This window comes from Bradyrhizobium sp. ISRA430, assembly GCF_029909975.1.
In the GTDB taxonomy this organism is placed as follows: domain Bacteria; phylum Pseudomonadota; class Alphaproteobacteria; order Rhizobiales; family Xanthobacteraceae; genus Bradyrhizobium.
Window position 1 is genome coordinate 1,523,153 of the sequence record NZ_CP094516.1, and the last position, 18,601, is coordinate 1,541,753.

An 18,601-nucleotide genomic window follows, 5' to 3' on the forward strand; every position below is an offset into this window, starting at 1 on the left:
GGCCCCGCTCTGCAGCGCACCGCTGAAGAAGCGCTGCGCTGCGTCCGGGGCACAGCAGAGCGGGCTCACGTCACCGCATTTACCACCTGATACTCCGGCCGCCGCCACACCTCGTCTATGATCACCTCCTCGATGATCTCGGCCGCCTTCAGCACCTCGGCCTCGCCGACATAGAGCGGCGTGATGCCGAACCGCATGATATCCGGCGCACGAAAATCGCCGATCACGCCCCGCGCGATCAGCGCCTGCATGGCGGCGTAGCCGCCATCGAAGGCGAAGGAAACTTGCGAGCCGCGGCGTTCGTGGGCGCGCGGGGTGACGAGCTTGAGCTGCGGGCAGCGGCGCTCGACCTCGGCGATCAGCAGATCGCCCAGCGCCAGCGAGCGTGCGCGCACTTCGCCGATGTCGACGCGGTCCCAGATGTCGAGCGAGGCCTCGAGCGCCGCCATCGCCAGCACCGGCGGAGTGCCGACGCGCATGCGCTCGACGCCGCCGGCAGGCGCATAGCCGAGATCGAAGGCAAAGGGCTTTGCGTGTCCCATCCACCCCGACAGCGCCGCCCATGCGCGATCGGCGTGGCACGGCGCGACATAGAAGAAGGCCGGCGCGCCGGGGCCCGCGTTGAGATATTTGTAGGTGCACCCCGCAGCGAAATCGGCGCCGCATCCGGCGAGATCGACCGGCAAGGCGCCGGCCGAGTGTGCGAGATCCCAGACGGTGACGATGCCGAGCGCATGCGCTTTCGCGGTGAGCATCGACATGTCGTGGCGGCGGCCGGTACGGTAGTCGACTTCGGTGATGTAGAGGACCGCGATCTCCTCCGACAACGAGGCCTCGATCTCCTCCGGCGCCACCAGGCGCAATTGGTGCCCACGCCCGAGCGTCGCGATCAGGCCTTCGGCCATGTAGAGATCGGTTGGGAAATTGCCGGTGTCGGACAAGACGACCTTGCGTTCCCGCTTCATGTCGAGCGCGGCGGCGAGCGCCTGATAGACCTTCAGTGACAGCGTATCGCCCATCATCACGGAGCCGGCCTCCGCACCGATCAGCCGCGCAATGCGATCGCCGACGCGGCGCGGCTGCACATACCATCCGGCCGTGTTCCAAGCGCGGATCAGCTCGTTGCCCCACTCGGCCGTGATGACGCTGCCCACGCGCTCGGCCACGCCAAGCGGCAGCGCCCCCAGCGAATTGCCGTCGAGATAGATTACGCCCTCCGGCAAATGGAAGAGCGCCCTGGTGTCATCATAGACGCGCAACTGACTGTCGGTCATGGACACCTCTAGAGGATGGTACGGACGCGCCAAAGTTCGGGGAACAGCTCGACCTCCAGCATGCGCTTGAGGTAGCTGACGCCGCCGGTGCCGCCGGTGCCGCGTTTGAAGCCGATGACGCGCTCGACCGTCGTCACGTGGTTGAAGCGCCAACGGCGGAAATAATCCTCGAAGTCGACCAGTTTCTCGGCGAGCTCGTAGAGCATCCAGTGCGTCTCGGGCGCCTCGTAGACCTCGCGCCAGGCCTGAAGCACCCCCTCATGGAGGCTGTGGGTCTCGCGCACGTCGCGCGACAATACCGAGGCCGGCATTTTGAGCCCGTGGCGGTCGGCGAGCCGCAACACCTCGTCATAGAGGCTCGGTGTCGCAAGCTCGGCTTCCAGGAGTTTCGTCACTTCCGCGTCATGCGCGTGCGGCTTGAGCATGGCGTGATTGCGGTTGCCGAGCAGATATTCGATCAGCCGGTACTGGCGCGACTGGAAGCCCGAGGACTGGCCGAGCTTGGAGCGGAAGCGCGTGTATTCGCTGGGCGTCATAGTCCGCAGCACGTCCCAGGCACTGTTGAGCTGCTCGAAGATGCGCGACACCCGCGCCAGCATCTTCATTGCCGGTGCCACGTCGTCCCGCGCGATCGCACGGCGTGCGGCGCTGAGCTCGTGGATGGCAAGCCGCATCCACAATTCCGTGGTTTGATGCTGTATGATGAACAACATTTCGTCATGCGCCTCCGACAGCGGATGCTGCGCGGTGAGGATCGCGTCCAGCGCCAGATAATCGCCATAGGACATCCGCCGGGCAAAATCGGTCTCGGCGCCTTCGTTGGTGGGATCGTAATCGCTGGACGTCATGACAAGGCCCTCTCGATTATCCCCTCTTTTGTCAGTCGAGGCCGACGAGGCGCGCGGTGATCGGCGACGACGGATCCTTCAGCCCGTCGATCACCGTGAAGTGGTTGAGCCCCGGCTCGATGGTAAGGCGCGTCGGCACATCAAAACCGGTCCAGACATTCGCCATCAGCTCGGACTGGCGGATGAACTCGGGGCGTTCGGCGCCGCCGACCCAGGCCGTGACCGGTGCCTGTCCGCGCGGCAGATGCAGCGCAGCGCTCTCCAGCGTCGCTTCCTCCGTGGTCATGTGCAGCGTCTGGTTCATTTTCGTCTTCAAGAGCGGACGCAGATCGTGCAGACCGCTGATCGAGAGCGTCGCGGCGATGCGATCGTAGATGGCAGGCTCGAGCCGGCTGTCGTCACACAGCATCCGCGTGACGAGATGGCCGCCAGCAGAGTGGCCGGCGAGCCGGATCGGGCCCGAAACGAGCGAAGCCGCCTTGGCGATGGCGGCGGCGATCTCGACGGTGATGTCAGAAATGCGGGCGGCCGGCGCCAGCGTGTAGCTCGGCAACGCGACAGTCCAGCCGTGGTGCCGCGCGCCTTCGGCGAGATCGGTCCAATCCGACTTGGCGAAGCGCATCCAATAGCCGCCGTGGACGAAGACGACGAGGCCTTTGCTTTCGCCGTCGGGCAGAATCAGGTCGAGCCGCTGGCGCTGGCCGGGGCCATAGGCAATGTCGGGACGAAGACCGTTGAGCCCGGCACGATAAGCCGCCCCCCGCTCCGCCCACAGCGCGGGCAACTTGTCCGAGCCCGGCACATGGGCCGAATTGGCATAGGCATCATCCCAGTCGCGCATTGTCACTCCCTGACGGACTCGGCCTGCGATGGGGCCCAGTCTGCCACCGGCACGGCCGGCATCCTAGCCTTTATTTGAAGCTTAAAGCATTTGGCGGCGTCTGTGTTTCGGGCAGCAAGCCGTACCGGCAAGGTGTCTCCCCTCACCCTGAGGAGCCGCGCAGCGGCGCCGCGAAGGGCGAGGCCACCGACCGGGCCTTCATCCTTCGAGACGCTTGTCACAAGCTCCTCAGGATGAGGGACCACCAATTCGTCATTGCGAGGAGCGTAGCGACAAAGCAATCCAGACTGCCTCCGCGGCGGGATTCTGGACTGCTTCGCGGAGCCTGTCATCGGGCCGCGCTTCGCGCGGACCCGTTGGCTCGCAATGACGGCGGAGAAAGAAACTACGCCTTCTCCAGCCCGCACCATTCCGCGATGAACAGCGCCATGGCCTTGGTCGCTTTCTTCAGCGACTCCAGATCGACATATTCGTTGAAGCCGTGCATCTCGCCGCCGCTCGGACCGAAGCAGAGGCTCGGGATGCCGTAGTTGAGACCGTAGAAGCGGGTGTCGGTGAGCGCGGTGAAGACGAGGTCTTCGACCGCACCGCCATAGGTCCTATCGAAGGCCTTCGCGAAGGCGGCTTCCGGCGCGGCGGCGTCGGTCAGCTCATAGCCTTCCGACAGGAAGCCCGACCATTCGATCTGCGGCGGGTTGTTGGCGAGGAACCGATGGTTGCGCGCGGCGGCGGCGACACAGGCCACAATCTCCTTCTGGTGATCGGCGATCGACCAGCCCGGCAGCACCGCGATACGGCAGTCGACGTCGCACCAGGCCGGCACGCTGGAAGCCCAGTCGCCGCCCTTGATGATGCCTGGATTGAAGTTGATGGGATGGTTCAGCGTCTTGAAATAACGATCGCTCTTCGCCCGCTCGTTCCACTCGATCTCGAGCTTTTGCAGCGCCTGGATCAAATGATACGCCGCCATGATCGCGTTGGCGCCTGAGCCCGCACGTGCGACGTGGACGGGATGGCCTTTCACCCGCAGACGAAACCAGATCACGCCGACCTGCGATCGCACCATCTTGCCGCCGGTCGGCTCTGGAATGAAGCAGGCATCGGCGCGATAGCCGCGCTGAAGCGTCGAGAGTGCGCCGACGCCGGTGCTCTCTTCCTCGATCACGGACTGGAAATGGATCCGCGCCGTCGGCCGAAAGCCCGCAGCCTTGATCGCGTCCAGCGCATAGAGCGCGCCGATGGTGCCGGACTTCATGTCGCAGGCGCCTCGGCCGAACATCTTGCCGTCCTTCATGACAGGCGAGAATGGCGGCGTGTCCCACAATTCCAGGGGACCGGCAGGCACGACGTCGCAGTGCCCCTGGAGGATTAGCGATTTGCCGCCGTTCGTTTGAGGGCGATAGGTGCCCACCACCGTGCGCGCCTTGGAGAAGTCATGCTCGATCGGACCGAAGCCGCGCAGGTCCTTCAAGTCGTCGACATTGATGTGCCAGTCGTCGATCTCGTAGCCGCGTTCGCGCAGGAGGTCGCCGATCATGTCCTGACACGGCCCCTCCGCGCCGCGGGTCGAGGGGATCGCGACGAAATCGCGGGTGGTCCCAAGCTGGGCTTCGAAACCGGCGTCGACGGCGTCAACAATCCTCTGCTGCGTATCGGCATTCATCAGGCAACTCCAGGCATTCCAATCATCCAGGGAGCGCGCAAGCTAGCCGATTTCAGCCGTTCGGGTACTGTGCAAAATAGGCATCCCGCAATGCATCTTCGAGCAATCGGCCTTCGGAATAGCCATTCAGCTTCGCAGGGCGCGTCACGCCGTCGCGCAGACGCGGGCACGGCTCCGGCGCACCGAGCACGGTGCGCACGGGAATGCGCTCGGCATAGATCGGCAACGCGTAGTCTTCATCGTCGTCGGCTACGCCCTTGGCGCGGACTTTTGCCGACGCTTCCTCGATCTCCATCGCAATGAAGGACGTCGCCTTGATCTCCTGCGTGTTGCTCTGGCGCAGGCCCGCGGTACGGTCAGGGAAGAAGCGATCGACCATGGCAACCAGCGCGCGCTCCTTCTCCTCGGGATCGGTGACGAGATAGGCGGTGCCGAACGCCATCACGGCGCGGTAGTCGGCGGAGTGATTGAAGCCGCAGCGCGCCAGCACCAGGCTGTCGAGATGGGCGACCGTCAGGCATACCCGCTCGCCCTTTGACTGGTTGCGCAGCATGCGGCTCGCGCTCGAGCCGTGCCAATAGAGCTTCGTCCCCTCGCGCCAGAAGAAGGTCGGTGTGCAATAAGGCTGGCCGTCGATCACATAGGAGACGTGACAGAGCATCGAGGAGTCCAGGATGCGGTGGACGGTGGCGTGATCGTAGAAGCCGCGGTCGTGGCGGCGCTTCACCTGGCTGCGCGCCGACGTCGGATAGGAATTTGGGGTCTCGCCATTTTGGACCTGGTCCTGGTTCACGGCCGCTCCTGTCGGAATTGGAAGAATTCCAGGGAGTTGTACCGGCGAATTTGGTCTGCGATAGTGCCAATTCCATGCAAAAAATTCCGACCAATTTCGCCGCCTCGCCCAGGTCCGAGCTACCGCTCGACCTCGCCGGCCCGCACGTCACGGCCGGCGCGTCCGCGGCGCACCGGCTGTACCAGGCGCTGTGTGAGATGATCGTCGCCGGGCTGGTAAAGCCGGGCGAGCCGCTGCCGCCGTCGCGGACCCTGGCAAAGCAAACGGGATTTCGGCGCAACGCCGTCGTCACCGCCTATGAGCGCCTGATCGCCGACGGCTTCGCCGAGGCGACAGTCGGCTCCGGCACCTTCGTCGCCGCTCGCATCCCGGCACACGCGGCCGAGCCGAAGAAGCCGAAAGTCGCCGTCGAGGCGCCGCGGCAAGGTGCCTTCTCACTCGGCTGCACCCATATCGACGAGCGCGCGGTGCAGCGCTTCCGCGCTTTCGTCGGCCGGCGCATGCGCGCGTTTGGCGCCGAGCATCTCCACTATGGCGATCCGCGCGGGAGCCGCGAACTGCGCGCCGCGATCGCCGACCACCTCTTGTCGGCGCGAGGCCTGCGCTGCGATCCCGACCAGATCATGTTGACCTCGGGTACGCTGCATGCGCTGCGGATCGTTCTCAGCGCGATTCTGAAGCCGAATGATCAGGTCTGGTGCGAGGATCCCGGCTATCCCGCCGCCCACAGGACCATTGCGCATTGTGGGTATCGCGCGGTGTCGGTTCCTGTCGACGAGCACGGCATGCGCATCGCCAAGGGCCGTGCGGCCGCACCCTCCGCGCGCGCGGCCTATGTGACGCCGTCGCATCAGTTTCCACTGGGCGTGCAGATGTCGATGTCGCGGCGACTCGAGCTGCTGGACTGGGCGAAGACGGCCGGCGCCTTCGTGTTCGAGGACGACTACGACAGCGAGTTCCGCTATGACGGCGCGCCGCTGATGTCGCTCGCCGGCATCGATCGTCTCCAGCGCGTGATCTACATGGGCACGTTTGCCAAAACCCTGTTTCCGGGCTTGCGCATCGGCTATTGCGCTCTGCCCGAGCGCCTCATCGCCGACGTGACCGCCGCACGCGCCGCGCTCGACCGTTTTCCCGGCACGCTGATGGAGGGCGCGGTCGCCGACATGCTCAATTCGGGAGCCTTCGCCGCAAACCTGAAGCGTGTGCGAAAACTCTATCGCGAGGCGCGCGATGTACTGGCCGCGACGCTTGAAGCCGCGTCCGACGGGACACTCTCGGTGCCGGTGCCGTCACAAGGCCTGCATCTGGTCGCACGATTCGATCCGTCCATCGACCTTGCAGTCGCGGCACAGGCGAAGCAGGCGGCCGGCGCGGAAGGCTGGCTGTTGGCTGACACCTACTCACGCACGCGCCCCCTTCCCGGCTTCGTGCTGGGATTTTCGGGACACGCGGTTCCACAACTCATCGCATCCGCCGATCGGCTCGCGCGGGAATCGCTTGCCGCCTTGCGTGCGAACCACAAAGCGGCCCGCCGGACGTGACGAAGGTTCACTATCAGAATCGCGCGCTGCTCCCTACATTGCGCCATCAATGCCGGGACCTCTGATGATGCTGCTGCGCCGCGCGACTTGCCTCTCGCTCCTGATCTCCACCGCGATGGCGACGGTAGCCCACGCGGCCACCGTCGGGCGCGAACAGGACATCGTCGATCTCAAGCTTGGCCAGCGCGTGCTCGTGGACGACGGAACGTGTCCAGCCGGACAGGTCAAGGAAGTGCGCGGCGCGAAGATGACCGACAAGGGGGTCTCGCGCACCAGTGCCTGCGTGCCACGGTTCGGTCCGAAATCGAAATGATGGGCTAGAGCATCATCCGCACCCGAAGGGCCGCGTTAGCGCAAAGTGTGCGGCGGTTTTACGGAAAGAAAAACGAGGCTTACTTCGCCGGGTCGAACATGCACTGCAAGGTCGGCTTGGCGATCTTGGTGAAGGTCGGACCGATCTCGCTCTGCTTGGATGCCGGGACCCAGTCGGTTTCGATCGTCGGCACGCCGGTCTCGCTGATGCCGCGCAGCAATGCTTCGCGCAGATCACGATCTTCGACGACGGCAGCGGCATGGTCGTGCAGGCAGCCGCAAACGTCCTCGGGATGCTCCCAGCGGCCGAGCATATGCGGCGCGCACAGCCGCACGAACTCGCTGCGTGGATCCGGCAATCTGTTGGGAGAGCGCACCTGCGCCTGGGCCGCGCTGATCGTTGCGAGAGAGATGAACGCTGCGGCGCAGAGACGAAGCATCATGGTGCTGCCGGCTGAGTTTCTCTTAACGATCAGAAGCGCGCCGCGACCGCGATCGGCTGGGACGCCGGGGTGATCGGCGAGCCACTGTACTCGAAGGTGCCGACGCCCGGCAGATTGCCATTGGCCGAACCTGCGACGGACGAGCCAGCGAGCACGAGGCCGAACGCGAGGATGAGGCTGAGCGCGCGCATTCACTGTCTCCAGGATCTAATCCGTCGGCCGGTGCACCGTTTCGTTGCGGACCTGATAACCATGCGTCGTTTCGTCCGTGATGCGCCAAAAGCGCAAAATGGTTTCGTGTTCGTGAGAATTGTTTCGTCGACCGCGGTGCGACGAAACAATTCTCGGAAAACATCAATCATTTCAGATGGGCGTGTGACGGCGCGGTCATCCGGCCGAGACCTGCCCTTCGCATGCGTTTTGCATTTTTCTGCTGAAGAGAAGCACAAACGAAGGTCGATCCAATCGAACCGAGGATTCTTTTGGGGCCATGGCGCTGCAGTCGAGCCTTGGCTACGAGGCCGTGCCGCAGATGTTCGTGCGGCTGACGGGCTCACACCTCATCAAGCCGCGCGCGCCGCATCAGGATTGAGGCGTCGTCACTGGGTGAAGAAGTCGCCGCACTTCTCGATATTCGTATCCGACGTCCCCCAAGGCATGATCGGCACCGTCGAGGTCGAGTTCTTCGGCGAGCCCTCGATGAGCTTGTCGGAATAAACCATGTAGACCAGCACGTTGCGCTTGGCATCACAGCCGCGCACAATCTGCATCTTCTTGAAGAACAGCGAGCGGCGCCGGCGGAACATGTCATCGCCCTGCTCGAGCTTGTTCTTGAACTTGATGGGGCCGACCTGGCGGCAGGCCAGCGAGACGTCCGAGACCTCCTCGGCCAGCCCCAGCCAGCCCTTAAATCCGCCTCTTTCCGGCACGGTAAAATGGCAGGCGATGCCCTCCACCTCGGGATCGTCGACACCGTAGGTTGCAAGCTTGTCGTTGGGGCTCACCCATTTGAACACGGTGGAGCGGCGGAAGATCAGATCCGGCTCGTCGGCAGCTAAGGCGGAGGTCGCGGACAAGATCAGCAGCAGGAGGAATAAAGCGAAGTCTTTCAAGCGGATGCCGGAAAAACCGGGGAAACGGGATGACATGAAGTTCTCCGGTAGCGAGTCCCGCAACGTAGGCATTCGGCAGCCGATCAGGAAGGCGCCCGGCGCCAGAGGTTGCCGCTGTTTACTGCTCTGTGAGGCTTTTTTGCTACGGCTCGGACAAATGTAGCGGACCGCAGAACCGCCATGCTGGTGAACGCATATACCCTCTGAGAGACTAAATACTAACCTGGAATTGTGGATTCGAGGATGAACAGCGTGAAGGGGTCCAGTTCTATCGCCGCATCGGCGCGGTTCTGGCACGTCGCCGTTTTGACGGCGGCGGGTGCGATCGGCACGACAAGGCACGCGGAAGCAGCGTTTTATTATTGGACGGATTATTCCGACGGCTCCTATTTCGCCCGGCAGGAGCGCCGTCCGGAATTGCTGCGACAGAAGCCGCAGAAGCGCAGCGCGACCGGCAAGAAGGACATCGTCGCCGAGAAGGAGGTCGGCGCCAAGCCGCAAGGACCGCTCGTCATCGTCGTCTCGATCGACCGGCAGAAAGTGACGATCTACGATTCCAATGGGGTGTTTGCGGAATCGCCGGTGTCGACCGGCATGAAAGGCCATTCCACGCCTATGGGCGTGTTCAGCGTCATCCAGAAGCACAAATTCCACCACTCCAACATCTATAGCAATGCGCCGATGCCGTACATGCAGCGGATCACTTGGTCCGGCGTCGCCATGCATGCCGGCGTGCTACCCGGCTACCCGGCCTCGCACGGCTGCATCCGCATGCCGACGCCATTTGCCGTGAAGATGTGGAACTGGACCAAGATGGGCGCGCGCGTGATCGTCACGCCGGGACAGATGACGCCGCGAAGCTTCTCGCATCCGCTGCTCGCCTCCGTGCGCGTTGCGCCGCAGCCCGCAGCCAGCCTCGAGCCACAGACCAATGCCGGCGACAAGGCGGACAGGGATGCAACCGAGACCAAGACCGCCGAAGCGACCGTCGGAGAAGCCAAGCCGGCCGAGACGAAGACGGCCAACGCACACGCCGTGCTCGAGCTGCGCTCGACGGTCGGTCACGCCGTGATGTCGGACCTGCCGATCGGTGACGCGCCGGCCCACGACGAAGCCGTCGCATCGGCGGACAGGACCGTGGCAACCGAGACCAAGACCGCCGAAGTGTCCGAGCCGGCCGAGGTGGCGAACGCGGCGGCCAAGCCTGACCTGGTGGCAGCCGATGCTTCCAAGGATGCACCCAAGGCCACGGCAACAACCGATGCCAAGCCCGCCGAGAAGGTCGGAGCAACCAAGACCGAGACGGCCGAGTCTTCCAAGACGCCGGATGCAGCGGTGACGGCCACCGCGCCCGCGCAGTCCGGTTCACCGGATGTGAGTAAGGACCAGGGCCGCCTCGCTGATCCTGCGCCCTCAGCAAAGGTGGAAGCGCCGAAGCGCGCCGGCCAGATCGCCGTGTTCATCAGCCGCAAGGACTCCAAGCTCTATGTGCGGCAGAACTTTGCGGCGCTGTTCGAGGTACCCGTAACGATCGCGGCGAGCGACCGGCCGCTCGGCACACATGTCTTCACGGCCGAGGTCGACAAGACCGACACCAATGTGCTGCACTGGTCTGTGGTGTCGCTGCCCATCTCCATCAGGTCCGCCGAGCGCGAGGATGGCGGCCGCAAGAACCACCGCCAGCGCATGGCCGCAGCCGTGATCCCGGTTACAGCAAAGCCTGTGATCACGCCGGACGGCCCGGCCGAGGCGCTCGACCGCATCTCGATCCCCGCCGACACCATGGCGAAGATCAACGAGATGCTGACCACCGGCAGCTCGATTATCGTATCGGACCAGGGCATCAACCAGGGTGAGACCGGCGAAGGCACGGACTTCATCGTCCGCCTGCGCTGAGCCGCGCGCTCGGTTCACCGCTCCCGCCTGGGGAGGAGGAAGCACAGTCCAACTGCGGCGGCGTAACGCGATGGTGAGCATCGCGCGGGCCCCGGTGAATTAAGATGCGTCCGGATCACGTCGGGGACGTCGCCATGCCGAACCGCAGGACCATCCTGACCGCGGCGCTTGCCGCGACCGCCGCGTCTGCAACGCGCGCGCTGGCCGACGGCGGCATGAGCGGCATCTCGGCCTACGCCTTCGCCTTCCCGGCCCTTTCGGGCGACGACATCCGACTCGCCGCCTTCACCGGCCGGCCGCTGCTGATCGTGAACACTGCCTCGCTCTGCGGCTACACTCCGCAATATGCTGGATTGCAGGAGCTCTGGAGCGAGTTTCGCGAGCGCGGGCTGACCATCATCGGCGTGCCCTCGAACGATTTCGGCGGCCAGGAGCCCGGCGGCGCGAGCGAAATCTCGGAGACCGCGCACCATCAATACGGCGTTACCTTCCCGATCGCGGCCAAGGTCGTTGTGGTCGGAGCGAAGGCGCATCCCTTCTACAAATGGGCGGCAGAGGCGCGGCCGAAGGAGGTTCCGCGCTGGAACTTCCACAAGTATCTGATCGGCCGCGACGGCTATATCGCCGAGGTGTTCGCGTCTGCGGTCGAGCCGACCGACACGCGGGTGAAGACAGCGGTCGCGAAAGCACTGGCTGATAGCTGACGCGCCGCACTTCAAGACGGTTGGGCACAATTGTGGCGAAGCGTCAAAGAGCCGTTGCAATGGCGACGGCGCACCATCTAGGTTAGGATTATCTGGGGCAAGGAAAGGGTTTTGCCGGAGGCGAAAAGCCGCGGTGGAACAACGGGATCAATCTCGAGGGACAACACCATGCGTGTGGCGGCAAGACTGATTTTGGCAAGCGCAATGTCTGTCGCGATGGCAGGCGCTGCGTGGTCACAAACCCCGGCAGCGAAGCCCGCGGCCGCGACGCAAGCCGCACCGGCTGCCGCAGCGCCTGCAGCCGCACCCGCTGCGGCAGCCGCACAGCCCGCCTTCGTCAATCCGCCTGCGCCGAAACAAGCGGCGCAGCCGGCGCGGGCCGCCTGCAACAATCCAGATGCACTCGGCGTCGCCCGCACTGTCGAAATCGACACCACCGGCGGACCCGGCTTCGGCTTCGAGCACTTCAAGGAGCTCGACTTCCTGCGCGACCACGAGGTGGTTCTCACTTTCGACGACGGTCCCTGGCCGCACAACACGCCCGCGGTGCTGAAGGCACTCGCCGATCAGTGCACCACCGGGATCTTCTTCCCGATCGGCAAGCACGCGACCTATGAGCCGGAGCTCCTGAAGCAGGTCTACGCGGCCGGCCATACCATCGGCACGCACACCTGGTCGCATGCAAATCTCAACAACAAGAAGCTCAACGAGCAGCAGAGGAAGGATGAGATCGAGAAAGGCTTTAGCGCTGTGAAATGGGCGCTCGGAGGCATCTCGCCCTCGCCGTTCTTCCGCTTCCCGGCGCTCCAGCATCCGCCGGAGATGGTCACCTATCTCGGCAACCGCAACATCGCGATCTTCTCCTGCGATCTCGACTCCTTCGACTTCAAGGCCTCCAAGCCCGAGAAGGTGATCGAGACCGTGATGAAGAAGCTCGACAAGCTCGGCAAGGGCATCATCCTGATGCACGACTTCCAGAAGCACACGGCGGAAGCCCTGCCCGAGCTCTTGAACCGCCTCAAGGCCGGCGGCTACAAGGTGGTGGCGATGCGCGCGAAGGCGCCGGTCTCGACGCTGCCCGAATACGACCAGGAGCTGCTCAAGGACGTCAAGCTGCCGACGGTGAGCCAGCGCCCTGTCAACAGCGTGGTGACGACCGTTTCCGAATAGCCGCCACCATTGTCTTTCCGGTTCGAAGGTTACGTCATCGTCTCCGCGGATGGCATGCTTGCCGACGCGGGCCATGTTATGCCTGACGTCTTGAAGTTCGAGGGCGACAAGCTGTTCTTCGAGCAGGCGCTCGATCGCGCCGCGCTGATCGTGCACGGCCGGCACTCGCATGAGGGGCAGCCGAATTCGCCCAAGCGCAAGCGGCTGATCCTGACCCGCAGGATCAAGGCGCTCACCGTCGATCCGGAAATGCCGAACGCGACCCTGTGGAATCCGGCGCACGCGAGCTTCGAAGAAGCCTGCGCCTTCGCCGACGTCGTCTCCGGCACAGTCGCGATCATCGGCGGTCCCGACGTGTTCGACATGTTCATGGACCGCTATGACACGTTCTGGCTGTCGGAAGCGCCGCACGTGCGGCTGCCCGGCGGCGAAGGCTGCTTCGTGGGCGTGCCGGAACGGACACCGCACGAGTTGCTGGCCGCACACGGGATGAAGCCGGGCGCGCCGTTTACGCTCGATGCCGAGCATGAAGTCACTGTCACGCCCTGGCGCAGAACGGGCTAGCGTCAGCGTAACCCACCGCTTCTCCAACAACACGAGGGGGTTACGCCTTCCGCCTTCGCTCGTTGAGCTACGGCGGACGTGGTCGGCGAACCCACACTACGAACCGGCTCTACACGTCGCCGTAGGCCGCCTCGACCGGGCGCGTGGCGCGACCGTAGCCGATGATCATGAACAGCGCGCCGATGATCGACAGGTTCTTGAGCGCGTCGACCAGCATCTTGGCGTTGTCTGGCGGCACCTGGTTCCAGAAATCGTAGAACAGCACGGTTGCGACCGCGACGTAGATGATCAGCAGCATCGCGAAGAAGCGCGCGCCGAAGTTCAGTGCGATCATCAGTCCTGCGATGATTTCGAGCGCACCGACCGCAATCGCGAGGAGCTGCGGTGTGGTCATCGCGGTCGCCTGCTCGACCTGCTTTGCGTATGGCGCGATCGCCTCGGGCACCGCGACCTTGGTGGCGATGAAATCGGCTGTCGCCTGGATGGCGAACAGCTTGGTCGCGCCCGTGTAGATGAACAGCACGGCGAACAGGATCCGCCCGAAAGTCACGAACGCTGGCATGGTCGGCCTCATGGGCAAAGCTCTAGAGCACGGGACGCAGACGGGATTATGAAGAGTCCGTGTGAGCTTTTCAAACGGGGAAATGGCGAACCGTTTTGAAAAGATTGAGCTGCCGAGGCTCCGGGCGTGTGCTCCCCTCTCCCAGTTCTTACGGGGCGCAACGAGCTTCGCTCGCGCTGGGAGGCTTGGGGTAACGGGCCGCCTCCGCGATTACGGTGGCAGTTGGAATCGCGGAAGCTCCCCCCTCACCCGAATTCGAGCTACGCTCGAATTCGGCCTCTCCCCGCAAGCGGGGTGAGGTGAAGAAGCGGCGCCGCCTACGTGAACAAAGTCGGCTGCTGCCGCGCTGCACGCTCCTGCGCTTCAACCACGGCAACCGCGGTCATGTTGAGGATGCCGCGCGCGGTGACACCCGGCGTGAGGATGTGCGCCGGGCGCGCCGGGCCGATCAGGATCGGGCCGACGGGAAGCGCGTCGGCCAGAACCTTGATGGTCTGGTAGGCGATGTTGGCCGCGTCGAGCGTCGGCATGACCAGGACGTTGGCCTCGCCTTCCAGATTCGAGTGCGGCAGCACAAGCTTGCGTGCCGCCCCTGACAGCGCGGTGTCGGCCTGCATCTCGCCGTCGGCTTCGATCTCCGGATGCCTCTCCTTCAGGAGCTGGGTGGCGCGGCGCATCTTGCGCGAGGACTCGGTGTCGTAGCCGCCGAAATCGGAGTGCGACACGAAGGCGATCTTGGGCTTGATGTTGAAGCGCTGGACGTGGACTGCCGCGAGCGAGGCGATCTCGGCGAGCTCTTCCGCGCCCGGATTGGGCCGCACCTGGGTATCGGCGATGAAAAAGGCGCCCTTGCTGGTGATCAGCAACGCCAGCGCGGCGTAGTCGCTGATCCCCGGCGAGAAGCCGATGATCTCGCGGACATGGCGCAGATGGCTCATGTAGCGGCCTTCGACGCCGCAGAGCATGGCATCCGCCTCCCCACGCACCACGGCGAGCGCCGCGATCACCGTGTTGTTCGTGCGTACCACCGTGCGCGCCGCATCCGGCGTCACGCCGCGGCGACCGGCGACCTCGACATAGGACTGCACATAGGAGCGGTAGCGCGGATCGTCCTCGGGGTTGACGAGGTCAAAATCCTTGCCCGCCCTGATCGACAGGCCAAAGCGCTTGATGCGCGCCTCGACCACCGAGGGACGGCCGACCAGGATCGGCCGCGCCAGCTTCTCCTCCAGCACGACTTGCGTTGCGCGCAGCACGCGCTCGTCCTCGCCCTCGGCATAGATCACACGGACCGGCTGGGTCTTGGCCTTCGCGAACATCGGCTTCATGACGAGGCCGGAGCGGAAGGCGAAGCGCTCGAGCAGCGCCGTGTATTCGTCGAAATTGGTAATGGGACGTGTCGCGACGCCGGATTCCATCGCCGCCTTCGCCACAGCCGGCGCGATGCGCAGGATCAGCCGCGGATCGAACGGGCTCGGGATCAGCGAGCCCGGGCCAAACCCTTGCGTCTCGCCGGTGTCAAACCCCTGCGCCACCGCATCCGACGGCGCCTCGCGCGCAAGCTGCGCGATGGCCTCGACCGCGGCGTGCTTCATCTCCTCGTTGATCGCGGTGGCGCCGACGTCGAGCGCGCCGCGGAAAATGAAGGGAAAGCACAGGACGTTGTTGACCTGGTTCGGATAGTCGGAGCGCCCGGTGCAGATCATGGCGTCGGGGCGCGCTTTGCGCGCCTCCTCCGGCATGATCTCCGGCACGGGATTGGCGAGCGCCATGATCAGCGGCTGCTCGGCCATCGCCTTGGCCATCTCGGGCTTGAGCACGTTCGGCGCCGACAGACCAATAAAGATGTCGGCGCCGCCGATGACATCGGCGAGCGTGCGCTTGTCGGTTTTCTGCGCATAGACCGCCTTCCAGCGGTCCATCGAGGTGTTGCGCCCCTCGTGCACGAGACCGTCGATGTCGCAGACCCAGATGTTCTTGCGCTGCGCGCCCATCGACACCAGAAGGTTGAGCGTCGCGATTGCCGCGGCGCCCGCCCCCGATGCCACGATCTTGACGTCGGACAGCTTCTTGCCGTTCAGCCGAAGGCCATTGGTGATGGCGGCGGCGACGATGATCGCAGTGCCGTGCTGGTCGTCATGGAAGACCGGGATCTTCATGCGCTCCTTCAGGCGCGCCTCGATCTCAAAACACTCCGGCCCGCGGATGTCCTCGAGATTGATTCCGCCGAAGGTCGGCTCCAGCGCCGCAACGGTCTCGACCACGCGTTCGATGGTCTCGGCGGCGATTTCGATGTCGAAGACGTCGATGCCGGCGAACTTCTTGAACAGGACCGCCTTGCCCTCCATGACCGGCTTCGAGGCCAGCGGACCGATATTGCCGAGGCCCAGCACCGCGGTGCCGTTCGAGACCACGGCGACCAGGTTGGCGCGGGTCGTGAGCGAGGCGGCTTCGGCCGGGCTCTTAGCGATCTCGGTGCAGGCGGCGGCAACGCCCGGAGAATAGGCAAGCGCGAGATCGCGCTGGTTGGCGAGCGGCTTGCTCGCCTGGATCTCGAGCTTTCCGGGGCGCGGCAGGCGGTGATAGGCCAGGGCCGCCGAATGGAGATCTTCAGAATGGGACGACATACGGTGTTTCGCCTCGCGTTATGCGGCCTCAAAAGTGCATTGTCCTGACCAGTTCACCGCGGTGCACGCGGTATTCCGGCGCATGGAAACCGGGATGAAGCACAGCCGACGGCTCGGTGGCAACATCCGATTACAACCCCGTCAACAGGGCGCTCGGTCAAATATTTGAAAACCATAGCTTTCCCTGGACCGCCCCACGTTTCGCGAATATGGCAGGTTGTGCTGCGCACGATCGACCACTGGAGCTGACGCATGAGACGAATCCTGATCGGCCTGATCGCCCTCGCCGTGCTGGCCGCAGGCGGATGGCTCGGTTTCAATCTCTACGTCCAGCACCGCGCCACGGCCGAGGTCGAGGCGATGTTTGATCAGATCCGCGCCCGCGGGGCTAAGGCGAGCCACGGCAGAATGGCGTTCGACCTCGCGACGCGGACGCTCACGATCGAGGACATCGCCATCGAGCCCGGTCAGCAGCCGCAGGCCCATGTCAGGATCGCGAGCCTCAGGGGCACCGGCGTCCGCCGGATCGACGAGACGCGCGTCTCCGCGGACAGTATCGAGATCGCCGGCCTGGACGTCGCGCTGGAGGATTTCGGCGCAGCGAAGCTGAAGGCGACCTACAAGATACCTCAAATCACGCTGCGGGATTATTCCGGCCCCGTTCGCGTCCAAGGTGCACCGGCGTCGGACTCACTCGTCGACATGTACCGGTTTGTGCTCGAGCAATATGCAGCCATTACGGCGTCCTCGGTCGTCGCCCCCACCCTCACCGTCTCTGTCGATGCCGGCAACGGCGCGGGCGGCAGCGGCGACATCGTCTATTCGGGCCTGGAAATCCAGAACCTCGGCGAGGGCAAGATCGATGCGATGAAGGCGGACCATGCGACCTTCACGTTCAACGTGCCGCAGCCGGGCAAGCAGAACAAGCTGACCGGCGAGCTCTCAACCATCCTCATCAATGATTTCGACTCGACGGCGATCGCCGCGGCACTCGATCCGCAGAAGACAAGTGACGACAGCTATCATCGCGTCTACCGGCAAGTCTCGACCGGTCCCTATGTGGTGACGTCGACCCAGGGCGTGCGGATGCAGATCGACGGGGTCGCCGTCGACGACATCGCGGTCCAGCCGTCGAAATTCCGGCCGGCCGAGATCTTCGCTTTGGTGTCGGCCGATCGGTCGACCCCGCCCACGCCGGCGCAGTCGCGCGACATGCTGGAGAAGCTCGCTGGCTTCTATGAGGGCCTTCGGGTCGGCAAGATCGAGATCGGCAACCTGTCGATGGCGACGCCGCAGGGGACGCCGAAGATCAAGACGATCAGATACCAGCAGGGCGAGCTCGCGATCGAGGGCGTCGATACGCCGTCCCCGCAGGGGCAGTTCAAGATGGAGCGCTTCGCGCTCAAATCGTTCAGTGCGGCTAATCTGATGCGCTGGGCGGCGAACGTCGCCAATCCGGGACAAGCGCCCTCGCCGGACCAGATGCTGGCCCTGTTCTGGGTGCTCGAAGGCGCCGAGATCAAGGGCGTGGTCTCGCCCTACAAGAACGCGCGGCAGCTCGTCACCATCGATACGATCAGCCTGAACTGGGGGCACTTGATCGGATCGATCCCGAGCAAGGCCAATCTGGTCGTGAAGATGGTCGCTCCGACCGATCCGGCCAACCCAAGGCAGATGCCGCTGACCATGGCCGGCATCGACAAGCTCGCGATAGACCTCGATGTCGGCGCCGCCTGGACAGAAACTTCAAGCAGTTTCGCTCTCGCGCCGGCCACCATCGATCTCGGCAACCTCGCCAAGGCGCAGGCCCGCGTCGCGCTCGGCAACGTGCCACGCAGCGTGTTCACGTCCGATCTGACGCAGGCCATAGCCCAGGCGGGCGAGATCGAGGCCGGCACGGTGGAGTTCAGCTTGCACGACAATGGCATCGTCGATCTCGCGGTCGCGCAATTCGCGCGCACGCAAAATGTCGGCCGCGACGCCGCGCGGCAGGCGATCATCGACGGTATCAAGGCGCAGCGCGGACAGGTCGCCGCCGCCAACCCCGATGCAGGCGCGGCGGTGGACGCGATCGCGAGCTTCGTCCAGACGCCCGGCCAGACGCTTGCGCTCAAGCTGACGCCGCTCGGCAAGGTGCCAGTGCTTCAGCTCATCGAGCTCCTGAAGACCGAGCCGATCGTCGCGCTGGCGCAATTCCGGATCGAGGCGTCGACGGGGATGTGAGCTACAACGGCGGTGCGCTTGCTCC

The 18,601-nt window shown here is 64.6% G+C and carries 17 protein-coding genes; 7 read left to right on the top strand and 10 right to left on the bottom strand.

Annotated features, from left to right (window positions below):
* Positions 1 to 65: 65 nt before the first annotated feature.
* From kynU to MTX21_RS07870, 5 genes are all read right to left on the bottom strand, one after another.
* A complete protein-coding gene (kynU, locus tag MTX21_RS07850) occupies positions 66 to 1,274 on the bottom strand; it encodes a kynureninase (RefSeq protein ID WP_280964238.1) in 1,209 nt (402 codons plus the stop codon).
* Positions 1,275 to 1,282: 8 nt separating this feature from the next.
* A complete protein-coding gene (kynA, locus tag MTX21_RS07855; protein WP_280964239.1) occupies positions 1,283 to 2,122 on the bottom strand; it encodes a tryptophan 2,3-dioxygenase in 840 nt (279 codons plus the stop codon).
* A gap of 31 nt (positions 2,123 to 2,153) precedes the next feature.
* The gene (locus MTX21_RS07860; RefSeq protein WP_280964240.1) at positions 2,154 to 2,963 is read right to left on the bottom strand and encodes an alpha/beta hydrolase; all 810 of its coding nucleotides are present in this window, start codon (positions 2,961 to 2,963) and stop codon (positions 2,154 to 2,156) included.
* A gap of 385 nt (positions 2,964 to 3,348) precedes the next feature.
* Positions 3,349 to 4,626, bottom strand: a complete 1,278-nt coding sequence (locus tag MTX21_RS07865; RefSeq protein ID WP_280964241.1) for an ArgE/DapE family deacylase — start codon at positions 4,624 to 4,626, stop codon at positions 3,349 to 3,351.
* 52 nt (positions 4,627 to 4,678) lie between these two features.
* A complete protein-coding gene (locus MTX21_RS07870) occupies positions 4,679 to 5,419 on the bottom strand; it encodes a pyridoxamine 5'-phosphate oxidase family protein (protein WP_280964242.1) in 741 nt (246 codons plus the stop codon).
* A 74-nt stretch (positions 5,420 to 5,493) separates the two neighbouring features.
* On the opposite strand from MTX21_RS07870, the gene MTX21_RS07875 reads away from it, so the two are divergent.
* Positions 5,494 to 6,963: a PLP-dependent aminotransferase family protein gene (locus tag MTX21_RS07875; protein WP_280964243.1), complete on the top strand. Its 1,470-nt coding sequence runs from the start codon at positions 5,494 to 5,496 to the stop codon at positions 6,961 to 6,963.
* 67 nt (positions 6,964 to 7,030) lie between these two features.
* Positions 7,031 to 7,276 carry a DUF6719 family protein gene (locus tag MTX21_RS07880; protein ID WP_280970999.1) on the top strand — a complete coding sequence of 82 codons (246 nt, stop codon included), beginning with the start codon at positions 7,031 to 7,033 and terminating at the stop codon, positions 7,274 to 7,276.
* A gap of 79 nt (positions 7,277 to 7,355) precedes the next feature.
* Here the strand turns inward: MTX21_RS07880 and MTX21_RS07885 are convergent, their stop codons facing one another.
* The 3 genes from MTX21_RS07885 to MTX21_RS07895 form a co-directional block, all read right to left on the bottom strand.
* Positions 7,356 to 7,718: a hypothetical protein gene (locus MTX21_RS07885; RefSeq protein ID WP_280964244.1), complete on the bottom strand. Its 363-nt coding sequence runs from the start codon at positions 7,716 to 7,718 to the stop codon at positions 7,356 to 7,358.
* A 29-nt stretch (positions 7,719 to 7,747) separates the two neighbouring features.
* Positions 7,748 to 7,909 carry a hypothetical protein gene (locus tag MTX21_RS07890; RefSeq protein WP_280964245.1) on the bottom strand — a complete coding sequence of 54 codons (162 nt, stop codon included), beginning with the start codon at positions 7,907 to 7,909 and terminating at the stop codon, positions 7,748 to 7,750.
* 408 nt (positions 7,910 to 8,317) lie between these two features.
* Positions 8,318 to 8,866, bottom strand: a complete 549-nt coding sequence (locus MTX21_RS07895; RefSeq protein ID WP_280964246.1) for a CreA family protein — start codon at positions 8,864 to 8,866, stop codon at positions 8,318 to 8,320.
* Between the two features lie 207 nt (positions 8,867 to 9,073).
* Here MTX21_RS07895 and MTX21_RS07900 point away from each other — a divergent pair, with 207 nt between their 5' ends.
* The 4 genes from MTX21_RS07900 to MTX21_RS07915 all read left to right on the top strand — a co-directional run bounded on the left by MTX21_RS07900 (position 9,074) and on the right by MTX21_RS07915 (position 13,164).
* Positions 9,074 to 10,726 (top strand): L,D-transpeptidase, encoded by a 1,653-nt coding sequence (locus tag MTX21_RS07900; RefSeq protein WP_280964247.1) that lies wholly within the window; start codon positions 9,074 to 9,076, stop codon positions 10,724 to 10,726.
* A gap of 134 nt (positions 10,727 to 10,860) precedes the next feature.
* Positions 10,861 to 11,430: a glutathione peroxidase gene (locus MTX21_RS07905; RefSeq protein WP_280964248.1), complete on the top strand. Its 570-nt coding sequence runs from the start codon at positions 10,861 to 10,863 to the stop codon at positions 11,428 to 11,430.
* A 168-nt stretch (positions 11,431 to 11,598) separates the two neighbouring features.
* Positions 11,599 to 12,600, top strand: coding sequence for a polysaccharide deacetylase family protein (locus tag MTX21_RS07910; protein WP_280964249.1), 1,002 nt, complete (start codon positions 11,599 to 11,601; stop codon positions 12,598 to 12,600).
* 9 nt (positions 12,601 to 12,609) lie between these two features.
* On the top strand, positions 12,610 to 13,164 hold the full coding sequence (locus tag MTX21_RS07915) for a dihydrofolate reductase (protein ID WP_280964250.1): 555 nt from the start codon (positions 12,610 to 12,612) through the stop codon (positions 13,162 to 13,164).
* A 109-nt stretch (positions 13,165 to 13,273) separates the two neighbouring features.
* Here the strand turns inward: MTX21_RS07915 and MTX21_RS07920 are convergent, their stop codons facing one another.
* Together MTX21_RS07920 and MTX21_RS07925 are read right to left on the bottom strand one after the other, a co-directional pair.
* Positions 13,274 to 13,726 (bottom strand): DoxX family membrane protein, encoded by a 453-nt coding sequence (locus MTX21_RS07920; protein ID WP_280964251.1) that lies wholly within the window; start codon positions 13,724 to 13,726, stop codon positions 13,274 to 13,276.
* Between the two features lie 317 nt (positions 13,727 to 14,043).
* Positions 14,044 to 16,353 (bottom strand): NADP-dependent malic enzyme, encoded by a 2,310-nt coding sequence (locus tag MTX21_RS07925; protein WP_280964252.1) that lies wholly within the window; start codon positions 16,351 to 16,353, stop codon positions 14,044 to 14,046.
* Between the two features lie 252 nt (positions 16,354 to 16,605).
* Here MTX21_RS07925 and MTX21_RS07930 point away from each other — a divergent pair, with 252 nt between their 5' ends.
* On the top strand, positions 16,606 to 18,576 hold the full coding sequence (locus tag MTX21_RS07930) for a hypothetical protein (RefSeq protein WP_280964253.1): 1,971 nt from the start codon (positions 16,606 to 16,608) through the stop codon (positions 18,574 to 18,576).
* Positions 18,577 to 18,601: the final 25 nt, after the last annotated feature.